General features: G+C 37.3%; 11 protein-coding genes and 1 pseudogene. 11 read left to right on the top strand and 1 reads right to left on the bottom strand.

Features of this window, described 5'->3' with window-relative positions; genetic code table 11:
• Window positions 1–30 precede the first annotated feature (30 nt).
• The 8 genes and pseudogenes from gatC (at window position 31) to IGI80_RS07855 (ending at window position 7,978) form a co-directional block, all read left to right on the top strand.
• On the top strand, window positions 31–336 hold the full coding sequence (gatC, locus tag IGI80_RS07820; RefSeq protein ID WP_002355569.1) for an Asp-tRNA(Asn)/Glu-tRNA(Gln) amidotransferase subunit GatC: 306 nt from the start codon (window positions 31–33) through the stop codon (window positions 334–336).
• Complete coding sequence (gatA, locus tag IGI80_RS07825; RefSeq protein ID WP_438723190.1) at window positions 336–1,805, top strand: Asp-tRNA(Asn)/Glu-tRNA(Gln) amidotransferase subunit GatA; 1,470 nt, start codon at window positions 336–338, stop codon at window positions 1,803–1,805. Before gatC ends, gatA begins: the two co-directional genes overlap by 1 nt.
• Window positions 1,805–3,235, top strand: a complete 1,431-nt coding sequence (gene gatB, locus IGI80_RS07830) for an Asp-tRNA(Asn)/Glu-tRNA(Gln) amidotransferase subunit GatB (protein WP_002358703.1) — start codon at window positions 1,805–1,807, stop codon at window positions 3,233–3,235. Before gatA ends, gatB begins: the two co-directional genes overlap by 1 nt.
• An 18-nt stretch (window positions 3,236–3,253) precedes the next feature.
• Window positions 3,254–4,342 carry a diacylglycerol kinase gene (locus tag IGI80_RS07835; protein ID WP_002355572.1) on the top strand — a complete coding sequence of 363 codons (1,089 nt, stop codon included), beginning with the start codon at window positions 3,254–3,256 and terminating at the stop codon, window positions 4,340–4,342.
• A gap of 199 nt (window positions 4,343–4,541) precedes the next feature.
• Window positions 4,542–5,915: a 23S rRNA (uracil(1939)-C(5))-methyltransferase RlmD gene (gene rlmD / locus IGI80_RS07840; protein ID WP_438723192.1), complete on the top strand. Its 1,374-nt coding sequence runs from the start codon at window positions 4,542–4,544 to the stop codon at window positions 5,913–5,915.
• Window positions 5,916–6,044, top strand: a complete 129-nt coding sequence (locus tag IGI80_RS07845; protein WP_002355577.1) for a hypothetical protein — start codon at window positions 5,916–5,918, stop codon at window positions 6,042–6,044.
• A 139-nt stretch (window positions 6,045–6,183) separates the two neighbouring features.
• Complete coding sequence (locus IGI80_RS07850) at window positions 6,184–6,501, top strand: thioredoxin family protein (protein WP_002355583.1); 318 nt, start codon at window positions 6,184–6,186, stop codon at window positions 6,499–6,501.
• A gap of 83 nt (window positions 6,502–6,584) precedes the next feature.
• Window positions 6,585–7,978: pseudogene (locus tag IGI80_RS07855) on the top strand (IS3 family transposase).
• Window positions 7,979–8,052: 74 nt separating this feature from the next.
• Here the strand turns inward: IGI80_RS07855 and IGI80_RS07860 are convergent.
• Window positions 8,053–8,898, bottom strand: coding sequence for a helix-turn-helix domain-containing protein (locus IGI80_RS07860; RefSeq protein ID WP_438723441.1), 846 nt, complete (start codon window positions 8,896–8,898; stop codon window positions 8,053–8,055).
• 398 nt (window positions 8,899–9,296) lie between these two features.
• Between IGI80_RS07860 and ptcA the strand changes: the two genes are divergently transcribed.
• The 3 genes from ptcA (at window position 9,297) to aguA (ending at window position 12,849) form a co-directional block, all read left to right on the top strand.
• Window positions 9,297–10,316 carry a putrescine carbamoyltransferase gene (gene ptcA / locus IGI80_RS07865; RefSeq protein ID WP_002355587.1) on the top strand — a complete coding sequence of 340 codons (1,020 nt, stop codon included), beginning with the start codon at window positions 9,297–9,299 and terminating at the stop codon, window positions 10,314–10,316.
• A 66-nt stretch (window positions 10,317–10,382) separates the two neighbouring features.
• On the top strand, window positions 10,383–11,759 hold the full coding sequence (locus IGI80_RS07870; RefSeq protein ID WP_002355588.1) for an APC family permease: 1,377 nt from the start codon (window positions 10,383–10,385) through the stop codon (window positions 11,757–11,759).
• Window positions 11,752–12,849, top strand: a complete 1,098-nt coding sequence (gene aguA, locus IGI80_RS07875) for an agmatine deiminase (RefSeq protein ID WP_002364800.1) — start codon at window positions 11,752–11,754, stop codon at window positions 12,847–12,849. The genes IGI80_RS07870 and aguA overlap by 8 nt, the downstream gene beginning before the upstream one ends.
• Window positions 12,850–12,854: the final 5 nt, after the last annotated feature.

Genomic DNA, 12,854 nt, shown 5'->3' on the forward strand with positions numbered 1-12,854 from the left:
TTTCAGTAAATGATAGAAAGAAGGGTATCTATGGCAATTACAGAAGAACAAGTCAAACATGTCGCTAAATTATCAAAATTATCTTTCTCCGAAGAAGAATTAGCGGACTTTACCAATCAACTAGATAAAATTATTGATATGGTGGAATTACTAGAAGAAGTAGATACAACAGGGGTTCCTTTTACTTCAAATGTGAATGAATCAATCAATGTCATGCGTGAAGACGTAGCGACACCAGGAATGGACCGTAAAGAATTAATGCGGAATGTTCCGGAATCAGAGAATGGTTACATTAAAGTGCCTGCAATTATGGATAACGGGGAGGCAGGAGCCTAATGGAAAAATTATACGACAAATCGTTAACAGAGTTACATGATTTATTGGTCTCAAAAGAAATCACTGCAGTTGATTTAACCGAAGAAACATTAAATCGTATTCAAGATACAGAAGAACAACTAGGTTCTTTTATCACAGTTAGTGAAGAAAAAGCAATGGCATTAGCCAAAGCGATTGACTTAAAAGGCATCACTGAAAGTAATCCATTAGCTGGGATTCCAATTGGGATTAAAGACAACATTGTCACAAAAGATATTTTAACAACAGCTGGCTCAAAAATGTTACACAATTTTGACCCAATTTATGATGCGACCGTGATGGATAAAGTCTATCAAGCAGATATGATTCCTGTCGGAAAATTGAACATGGATGAATTTGCCATGGGCGGAAGTACGGAAACGTCTTACTTTAAGAAAACAAAAAATGCTTGGGATCAAACCAAAGTTCCTGGCGGTTCTTCTGGTGGTTCAGCTTCTGCTGTCGCAGCAGGACAAGTCCCAGTTTCTTTAGGGAGCGATACAGGTGGCAGTATCCGCCAACCAGCCGCATTCAACGGTATTGTGGGCTTGAAGCCAACTTATGGACGTGTGTCTCGTTTTGGCTTGATTGCTTTTGCTTCAAGTTTAGACCAAATTGGTCCATTGACACGAAATGTTAAAGACAATGCCTTAGCTTTAAATGCAATTAGTGGTTATGACGAAAAAGACGGCACTTCTGCAGGCGTTTCTGTTCCTGATTTTACGGCAGATTTAACTGGCGACATCAAAGGCATGAAAATTGCTTTACCAAAAGAATACTTAGGTGAAGGGGTACAACCTGATGTTCGTGAAGCGGTATTAAAAGCAGCAGAAACATTTAAATCTTTAGGAGCAACGGTGGAAGAAGTTAGTTTGCCACATTCTAAATACGGCGTAGCGGTTTATTATATTATTGCCTCTTCAGAAGCAAGTTCAAACTTACAACGCTTTGATGGTATTCGTTATGGTTACCGTTCCGAAAATGTCCAAAATCTAGAAGATGTCTATGTTAATTCACGTTCTGAAGGTTTCGGAACAGAAGTTAAACGTCGGATTATGTTAGGAACCTTCTCTTTAAGTGCTGGTTATTATGATGCGCACTTTAAAAAGGCTGGTCAAGTCCGTACACTAATCAAACAAGATTTTGAGAATGTCTTTGCGGATTATGACTTAATCATTGGCCCATCAACACCAACTGTTGCTTTTGGTTTGGGTGAAAATATCAATGACCCAATCACGATGTATATGTATGATATTTTAACTGTTCCTGTTAACTTAGCTGGGTTACCAGGCATGTCAATTCCAGCAGGCTTCTCAGAAGGCTTGCCAGTTGGTTTACAAATTATTGGAAAACATTTTGACGAACATACAATGTATAAAGCAGCCTATGCTTTTGAACAAGCGACAGATTTCCATACGAAAAAACCAGTCATTTTAGGGGGGAACGATTAATGAACTTTGAAACTGTCATTGGATTAGAAGTCCACGTAGAATTGAAAACCAACTCTAAAATTTTCTCCTCTGCGCCAGCGCATTTCGGAGCAGAACCAAACAGCAACACAAACGTGGTTGACTGGAGTTACCCAGGTGTTTTACCTGTGATGAATAAAGGTGCTTTAGAATTTGGCATGAAAGCAGCACTTGCTTTGAACTGTGAAATTTCAAAAGAAACACATTTTGACCGTAAAAACTATTTTTACCCAGATAACCCGAAAGCATACCAAATTTCTCAATTTGATCAACCAATCGGACATGATGGTTGGATTGAAATTGAAGTCGAAGGCAAAAAGAAAAAAATTCGCATTGAACGTGTGCATTTAGAAGAAGATGCTGGGAAAAATATTCACGGCACAGATGGCTATTCTTATGTAGACTTGAATCGTCAAGGCACGCCTTTAATTGAAATCGTTTCTGAAGCAGACATGCGTTCACCAGAAGAAGCGTATGCTTATTTAGAAGCGTTGCGTTCAATTATCCAATTTACAGAAGTTTCTGATGTGAAAATGGAAGAAGGTTCTATGCGTTGTGATGCCAATATTTCTTTACGTCCGTATGGTCAAGAAGAATTTGGTACTAAAGCGGAATTAAAGAACTTGAACTCTATGAACTTTGTAAAAAAAGGTTTAGCTTATGAAGAAAAGCGCCAGGCCAAAGTCCTATTATCTGGTGGCGAAATTCAACAAGAAACACGCCGCTTTGATGAAGCAACTAGTACAACGTTGCTTATGCGTGTTAAAGAAGGCTCAAGTGACTACCGTTACTTCCCAGAGCCAGATGTTCCTCGTTTTTCAATTGATGATGAATGGATTGAAAAAGTTCGCGCTAGTTTGCCAGAAATGCCAGCCTCACGTCGTGCCCGTTATATCAGTGAATTAGGGTTACCTGAATACGACGCAATGGTCTTGACTTTAACGAAAGAAATGTCAGATTTCTTTGAAGCAACTTTAGCAAACGGTGCAGATGCGAAACAAGCATCAAACTGGTTAATGGGCGAAGTTTCTGCTTACTTAAACAGTGAAAAAGTTGAATTAGCCGATACTAAACTAACACCAGAAAATCTAGCGGGTATGATTACTTTGATTAACGATGGCACAATCAGCTCGAAAATTGCGAAGAAAGTGTTCAAAGAGTTAATTGAAAACGGTGGAGACGCTAAAGAAGTTGTCGAAGCAAAAGGCCTTGTTCAATTATCTGATCCAGCGCAATTATTACCAATGATTAACGAAGTTTTAGACAACAACCAACAATCAATTGATGACTTTAAAAACGGCAAAGACCGTGCAGTTGGTTTCCTTGTTGGACAAATTATGAAAGCAACTCGTGGACAAGCAAACCCAGGTGTGGTTAACAAGTTATTGCAAGAAGAGCTTTCAAAACGATAAGAAAGTAGCAGGCAAACCATGAAAAAAGCTAGAGTGATTTATAATCCAACGTCAGGAAAAGAGTTAATCAAAAAGAACTTAGCCGATATTTTATCTATTTTAGAAGAATGTGGTTATGAAGCCAGTGCATTTGCGACCACACCAGAAGAAAATTCAGCACGCAATGAAGCACATCGTGCTGCGCGTGCAGGATTTGATTTACTAGTAGCAGCAGGTGGAGATGGGACCATTAATGAAGTCGTGAATGGGATTGCTCCGTTGAAGCGGCGCCCTAAAATGGCCATTATTCCTGCTGGAACGACGAATGACTATGCACGGGCCTTGAAGATTCCTCGTGATAATATCGTTAAGGCAGCAGAAGTGATTAAAAAAAATCAAACTGTCAAAATGGATATTGGTCAAGCCGGTAAAAATTACTTTATCAATATTGCGGCGGGTGGTCATTTAACGGAACTGACTTATGAAGTTCCGTCAGAGTTGAAAAGTATTTTTGGTTACTTAGCGTACTTAGCCAAAGGAGCCGAAATGTTGCCGCGAGTGAAGCCGATTAAAATGCGCATGACATATGATGAAGGTGTCTATGAAGGCAATGCATCAATGTTTTTCCTAGGGCTGACTAACTCGGTGGGTGGTTTCGAGCAAATCGTACCAGATGCTAAATTAGATGATGGTAAGTTTTCATTAATCATTGTAAAAACAGCCAATATTTTTGAGATTCTTCATTTAGTTGCGTTAATGTTAAATGGTGGAAAGCATGTTGAAGATCATCGACTAATCTATACAAAGACCAGCTATTTACATGCAGAAACGTTAGAAAAGAACAATAAAATGATGATTAATTTAGATGGTGAATATGGAGGCGATGCTCCAATGACCTTTAAAAATATGCATCAACACATTGAAATTTTTGCAAATGGTGATGCACTGCCGTCCAATGCGATTATGGGTTCTGTCTTAACTGGTAGCGATGAGATTGTCGTAGAATCAGAAGACGAAGAGGAAGAAGCATATAACGAAGCTAGCAAAGAATTTGTCAAAGAAGTTGAACGACTAACAGACGAAGATATTGATGGCGATGGAAAGATTGCCGAAAAAGAAAAGCACTAGGTAGTCCGTGAATAGCTAATGAAAGATTTAGTTGATAAGATCTTTCATTGGCTATTTTTTGACTAAGGGAAAGGGTCTCATTCTTTTATTTACCCAAAAAGCTCAAACGGAATTGCTAAATCGCCATGAAAATTCGTTGTTGCTTTTCTTAGGTATTTTCATTAGAATGAGTGAAGTGTATAAAAAGAAGGAGCGACTTATGAAAAATTATCCAGTAAAGAAAAATGACGTCATTGAAGTAGAAATCATTGACTTGACGCATGAAGGTTTAGGCGTGGCAAAAGTGGACCATTATCCATTGTTTATTGAAAATGCCTTACCAGGTGAAAAACTTGAAATCAAAGTCTTAAAAACAGGCAAAAGTTTTGGTTATGGGAAAGTGTTGACTGTCCTAAAAAGCAGTGAACAGCGTGTGCCCGTGAAAGATGAAAACTTTACAAAAGTCGGGATTAGTCCGTTGCAACATTTAGCGTACGGCGCCCAACTATCATTTAAAACGCAACAAGTCGAAAATGTTATGCAACGTGTCGCTAAATTGCCAGGAGTCCCTGTTTTACCAACAATTGGGATGAATGATCCGTGGCATTACCGGAACAAAGCACAAATTCCCGTGCGTAAAATTGACAACCAACTACAAACAGGTTTTTTCCGGAAAAATAGCCATGATTTAATTCCGATGGAACATTTCTATATTCAAGACCCCGAAATTGATGCAGCAATTGTTAAAATCCGTGACATTATGCGTAAATATAGCGTAAAACCTTATAACGAATCTGATAATACAGGGAACTTACGCCATATTGTCGTTCGTCGTGGCTACCATACTGGGGAGATGATGGTTGTTCTAATTACGAGAACACCGAAATTATTCCCAATTAGTAAAATTGTGCCAGATATTTTGGAAGCTATTCCGGAAGTAGTCAGCATTGTACAAAATGTAAATCCAAAACGAACCAATGTCATTTTTGGCGACGAAACCATCTTATTACATGGGTCTAAAAAAATTACAGATACTATTTTTGATTTGAAATTTGAAATTTCCGCGCGTTCATTTTATCAAGTAAATCCACAACAAACAGAAGTGATGTATCAAAAAGTTAAAGAGTATGCGGCTTTAACAGGCAATGAAATTGTGGTGGATGCCTATTGCGGGATTGGAACGATTGGCTTAACTTTAGCCCAAGATGCAAAGCAAGTTTACGGTATTGAAGTAATTGAAGAAGCGGTCAAAGATGCAGAAAATAATGCTAAATTAAACAACATTGAGAATGCCACTTTCACGGCTGGTTTAGCGGAAGAATTATTGCCAAAATTAGTTGAAAATGGCTTGCAACCAGATGTTGTGGTGGTGGATCCACCACGGAAAGGGTTAGACGGTCAATTAGTAAACACATTAATTGAAACGCAACCTGAACGAATTGTTTATGTCAGCTGTAATCCAGCCACACTCGCTCGCGACATTGCATTATTAACAGAAGGTGGCTATGAAGCAAAAGAAATTCAACCGGTGGATAATTTCCCACAAACGACCCACATTGAATCTGTCACGTTATTAACAAAGGCGGTGGATTAAATGAATGAAAAAGAAAAAATGTTAGAATTAATTAAAAAGAAACAAGGTGGTGGCCGTTCTAAAAAAATGGAAACTCCCAAAAATGATCGTAAAAACATGCGCAAAGGGCCTAAAATTTTTAATAAATAAGCGGTTATCAGTAAAAAGTTGTCTCCCATTAATGAAATGGGCGACAACTTTTTTGTTAAAGCATTCCTAGCCAAACAAATAAGTTGTTATTTTGCTAGTAAATCTGTTATTTTAGACAAAAGACAAGGAGGGCTATTCAGTGGAATATGTAACAACATTAGAAGAATTAGAAGAAAAAATTACAGACAATCGTCTACAAGCCGTCTTTTTGACAGCAAAAAATTGTAGTGTTTGTACAGTTGATAAACCGATTGTCGAAAAAATTGCAACAAAATATGAATTTCCTACATACATTGCAGAAGCTGATAAAAGTCCAGAAATAATTGGACAATTAAATGCTTTTTCTGCACCGACCATTATCTTATACTATGAAGGAAAAGAAATTCATCGCCAAGCTAAAATTATTAACTTTCAAGAAATTGAAAAGAGAGTTCGACAAGTACAAGAAAATAGTTAATCAAAAAGGAAGCCACCGATCACGGAGATGTAGTGCGCCCCCAAAGTTAGACCAAAAAATCTAACTTTGGAGGCGTATTTAAATTGGCAAAATACGATTATGCATTCAAGAAAAAAGTAGTAGAAGCTTACCAAAATGGCGCAGGAGGTTATCGAATACTAGCGAATCAATTTGATATTGCTTCACTTTCGACTGTTCGTAAATGGGTTAAAACAGTCGAGAAATTTGGATTTAACGCACTTCATCGAAGAGTAAATTACCAACATTACTCTTCCAAATTCAAGCGGGATGTCATACACTATTATTTAACGAGTGGTGACTCTTATCTGACTGTCGCATTGAAATATGGTCTGCCAAACGATACCTTAGTCTTGGCTTGGCACCAGAAATTTCTAGAAACAGGCATAGAAGGGCTTTCACCAAAACAGAAAGGAAGACCTTCTATGTCAAAGAAAAAGAAACCCGTTCAGGTGAAAAAAACACGAACACGTGAACAAGAATTAGAACATGAAAATGAACTATTGCGAGCGGAACTAGCCTTCATAAAAAAGCTCCGCGCTTTAGGAATGAATATCCCGGAACGACTCAAGAACGAGATGCCCGAATCATCCACGAACTCCGAAAAAAATTCCGATTAACAATCTTACTGGAAGCAACCAAATTTCCTAAAGCGACGTATATGTATTGGCAAAAGCGATTTGAGCGAAAAAATCCCAATCAAAAATTAGAAGCCCTGATTAAGAAAATTTTTGACGAAAACAAAGGAAACTATGGCTATCGCCGTATTCAATTAGCTTTAAAAGAACAAGGATTGAACGTAAACCAGAAAAAAATTCGTCGTCTTATGCGTAAACTTGGCCTAAAAGGGACAAAATTTATTCGTAAATCAAGAAAATATAATTCCTACAAAGGAACCGTTGGCTATGGCGAAAAAAACCGTCTACATCGTCGTTTCTACACTTCAGTACCCCATCAAAAGCTAACAACAGATACCTCTGAATTTAAGTATTATGAACGTGATCAAAGTGGAAAGATTCAAATAAAAAAACTCTATTTAGATCCTTTTCTTGATTTATTTAATGGTGAAATCTTGTCTTACCGTATTTCTAAACAGCCGAATGCCAAAGCAATTCTTGAGGCACAAAAAGAAGCCATTGATAAAACGCAAGATTGTCCATATCGGCGCACTTTTCATTCTGACCAAGGTTGGGGGTACCAAATGAAGCAGTACAAAAAGCAATTAACCAGTCACCAGATCTTTCAAAGTATGTCTCGAAAAGGCAATTGTTTTGATAATTCTCCTATGGAGAATTTCTTTGGTTTACTAAAACAAGAAACCTACCATGGCATTATTTATTCTAGTTTCGAAGAACTAGAACAAGCAATTGAGGAATGGATTGATTATTATAATCATCAACGAATAAAGACAAAACTAGGGTGCAGTCCCGTTCAATTCCGTAAACGGTTCGTCGCATAAAAATACCGACCAGATTTCTCCAGTCGGTATTCGGTCTAACTTTCGGGTCTCACTACAAGAGGCTTCCTTTTTAATTATCTCGCTAAATGTTCAGTTTGTTGTTGAGAAAAAAGTTGATAACTGACAAAAACTTCTGCTCTTTTGTTTACTTCTAATTTAACGAAAATATTGTGGATATGTGTTTTTACTGTCCCGATTGATAGGAATAGTTCGTTGGCTATATCTTGATTTGTTTTGCACTCTAAAAGTAACGAAAGCACTTCTCGTTCTCGCTGCGTTAATTGATAGGCATCACAAAAAGGCGCCAAAAGTACGGGTTCATCTGATTGATTTTCTTCCAATTTAGCAGCGTCTTTTTCAAGAACCGACAGAGGAAAATCACGATTACAGAAGTAGATAATGGCGATGGAGAGAATGATTGTATAAATATCTTCAGAAACGTTTCGGTTGTTAATTTTAAAGACAATATCAGAATATTGGTCAATGTTAAAAATAACGAAGGTATCTTCCAAAAGAATCGCCACACCGAAACCAATGCTTAGCCAACCAATAAAACGAAGATATTTTTTCGCAAGGGCTGATAAAGGATCTATTCGTAATTGATAGAGCGCATAGCATCCAAGGTAAATTAAAAATAGCTGATTGGGTAAATAGTACAACCAAACTTTTAAGGCGGAATTTTTTGAAAATGGAATAGCTAGCATCCATAAACCAATTAAAAATAACCAGACAAATTGATAATTTTTAAAAGGACGACCACTAATAGTATTGATAATAGCCAGATAGGCAAAATTACAACAAATAAAAATGATGGTCTTTAAAAAAGGTGCGGTCATAAAGGTCTGATTATATTCGTTTGCAAACGAATTAATGAACTCAGTCATATAAACAATCACATTGTCACAAATAAAAATAACCATTAAAAAGAGAAGCAATAAAAAAATCGGTTGTTTATTTTTCAAGTAAAGATTTAAGGTAAAGGTTGAAGTAAACGAATATAAAATAATCAACAAGATGTTATAAATAAAAACAAATGTCACGATTGGAAACCCCTTTCATCTTTTATTTTAAGTGAATGATTTTTCAAAATAATTATACCATTTTCAAATCTATGATTGGTCAGAAATTAGAGAGAAATCCGCCTAAACTTTTATAAACCCCTGGTGTACCAACGGTTTATAACCATAAATAAACTTTTTTTAATGAAAAATTACGCCAAAAAAGAAAGCGTTTTCTGACTTTTGGTGGATAGTAAACTCTTCGCTAAACTTGGTAAAGTCAATGTGTAAACAAAAACAACTTTTAGGAGGAACACATCATGAAAAGAGATTACGTTACAACAGAAACATATACGAAAGAGGAAATGCACTACTTAGTCGATTTATCATTAAAAATTAAAGAAGCGATTAAAAATGGGTATTATCCGCAACTGTTAAAAAACAAATCTTTAGGAATGATTTTCCAACAATCTTCAACTCGAACACGAGTATCTTTTGAAACTGCAATGGAACAATTAGGCGGACATGGCGAATATTTAGCACCTGGTCAAATTCAATTAGGGGGACATGAAACGATTGAAGATACCAGCCGCGTATTGTCACGTTTAGTAGATATTTTGATGGCTCGTGTGGAACGTCACCATAGTATTGTTGATTTAGCTAATTGTGCTACCATCCCAGTCATTAACGGTATGTCTGATTACAATCATCCAACCCAAGAATTAGGTGATTTGTGTACCATGGTTGAGCATTTACCAGAAGGCAAAAAATTAGAAGATTGTAAAGTTGTCTTTGTCGGAGATGCAACACAAGTTTGTTTTTCTTTAGGATTAATCACAACAAAAATGGGCATGAATTTTGTTCACTTCGGTCCAGAAGGCTTCCAATTAAATGAAGAGCATCAAGCGAAATTAGCAAAAAATTGTGAAGTTTCAGGCGGTAGCTTTTTGGTCACAGATGATGCAAGTTCTGTTGAAGGCGCTGATTTCTTGTACACGGATGTTTGGTATGGCTTGTACGAAGCGGAATTATCTGAAGAAGAACGTATGAAGGTTTTCTATCCAAAATATCAAGTGAATCAAGAAATGATGGATCGGGCAGGTGCCAATTGTAAATTCATGCACTGTTTACCAGCAACACGTGGGGAAGAAGTAACTGATGAAGTAATTGACGGTAAAAATTCTATTTGTTTCGATGAAGCAGAAAACCGTTTAACATCTATTCGTGGCTTATTAGTATATCTTATGAATGATTATGAAGCAAAAAATCCTTATGATTTAATCAAGCAAGCAGAAGCGAAAAAAGAACTAGAAGTTTTCTTAGACACTCAAAGCATTTAACGGCCAACTGTCCACTGATTGAAAAAATGAATCAGTGGACAGTTTATAAAGAGAGGAAGAGTCTTCATGGAGGGGAAAAAGAAATTTAGTTTAACGAGTGCCATTTTATCAGTGATCTGTGTGGTTTTCGTTGCTGAAGCAGCGGCGCCTGTTGCTGCAATTGGTAATTCTCAGTTTTTTTGGTGGATTTTCTTATTAATTGCATTCCTATTGCCATATGGGTTAATTTCATCAGAATTAGGAACAACTTATATTGGTGAAGGGGGCATCTATGATTGGGTGACCAAAGCATATGGTCATCGTTGGGGTGCCAGAGTTTCTTGGTATTATTGGATTAATTATCCATTGTGGCTAGCTTCATTAGCCGTTATGACGCCAGAACTATTAACGACAATTACAGGTATTAAGTTTTCAACACCGATGATGATTATTGTTGAATTAATTTTTACTTGGATTGTGGTTTGGATTAGTTTTTATCCAGTCAGCGACAGTATCTGGATTCTAAATGGAGCTGCCGTAATCAAGATGGTTTTAGCTGTCTTAATTGGTGGGCTAGGATTGTATGTAGCCTTGACGAAAGGTGTTGCCAATGAATTTACCTTGAAATCAATGCTGCCAACGTTTGACTTAAGGAGTTTATCTTTTATTTCTGTAATCATTTTTAATTTGTTAGGGTTTGAAGTCATCTGTACGTTTGCAGATGATATGGAAAATCCTAAGAAGCAAATTCCACAAGCTATTGTAGCAGCGGGGTTAGTCATTGCGGCCATTTATATTTTTTCAGCCTTTGGAATTGGGGTAGCGATTCCCACCGATCAAATTAGTACCGGCAGTGGTATGATGGATAGCTTTAAACTATTGACAGGCTCGACAGAAGGTTGGTTCATTATGTTGATGGCTTTCCTATTCCTTCTTACGTTGTTCGGAAACATGATTTCTTGGTCATTAGGAGTCAATAATACAGCTTGTTATGCTGCTGAAAATGGTGACATGCCTAAATTTTTTGAAAAACGTAGTAAGAAAAATGACATGCCAATTGGGGCTGCTTTGATGAATGGCATTGTGGCATCGGTGGTCATTGTATTAGCACCAATTTTACCTAATCAAGATTTATTCTGGGCCTTTTTCTCCTTGAATGTCGTCCTATTCTTGTTATCGTATATCCCAGTTTTCCCAGCTTTTTATAAGCTTAGAAAAATTGATCCCGATACACCACGTCCGTTTAAAGTTAACGGAAAACCAGGATTTTTAAAAGTTTTAGTGGTTTTGCCAATGATTATGATTATTATTTCACTGATTTTCACAGCAGTGCCTTTAGATTTTAGTCCCGCAGCATTAAATGAAAAATTACCAATCACAATTGGGGCAATCATTTTTATTCTGTTTGGTGAAGTGATTATTTACGTGAAAAAAATTAAGAAGGGAACGAAAGAAAATGGCTAAACGAATTGTAGGAAGTACCCCTAAACAAGATGGCTTTAGAATGCCAGGAGAATTTGAACCACAAGAGAAAGTTTGGATGATTTGGCCAGAAAGACCGGATAATTGGCGCGATGGTGGTAAACCTGTCCAAGAAGCTTTTACTAATGTGGCCAAAGCAATTAGTCAGTTTACACCGATGAATGTGGTGGTTTCTCAACAACAATTTCAAAATTGCCGTCGCCAATTGCCGCCAGAAATTACGGTTTACGAAATGTCAAACAATGACGCCTGGGTCCGTGATTGTGGACCATCATTTGTCATTAACGACCATGGAGAAATCCGTGGTGTGGATTGGACATTCAATGCTTGGGGGGGATTAGTAGATGGTTTATATTTCCCTTGGGACCAAGACGATTTGGTTGCACAAAAAATTTGTGAAATTGAGCATGTAGATTCTTATCGTACAGATGATTTTGTTTTAGAAGGCGGTTCATTCCACGTAGATGGACAAGGAACAGTCTTGACTACAGAAATGTGCTTATTAAGTGAAGGTCGAAATCCACAACTTTCAAAAGAAGCAATCGAACAAAAATTATGCGACTATTTAAATGTTGAAAAAGTTCTTTGGCTAGGTGATGGAATTGACCCAGAAGAAACTAATGGTCATGTGGATGATGTAGCTTGTTTTATTGCACCTGGTGAAGTGGCTTGTATTTACACTGAAGATCAAAATAGCCCATTTTATGAAGCGGCACAAGATGCGTATCAACGTTTGCTTAAAATGACTGATGCTAAAGGACGCCAATTAAAAGTCCACAAATTATGCTGTCCTGTCAAAAATGTAACCATTAAAGGCTCCTTCAAAATTGATTTCGTGGAAGGAACCATGCCACGAGAAGATGGCGATATTTGTATCGCATCCTATATGAACTTTTTAATTACAAATGATGGCGTGATTGTGCCACAGTATGGTGATGAAAATGATCGTTTGGCTTTAGAGCAAGTTCAAACGATGTTCCCAGATAAAAAAATTGTCGGCGTTAATACGGTAGAAGTTGTTTATGGGGGCGGCAATATTCACTGTATCACACAACAAGAACCAAAGCGCTAGGAGGG

The organism is Enterococcus sp. DIV1420a (genome assembly GCF_051712165.1).
GTDB classification, from domain to species: domain Bacteria; phylum Bacillota; class Bacilli; order Lactobacillales; family Enterococcaceae; genus Enterococcus; species Enterococcus faecalis.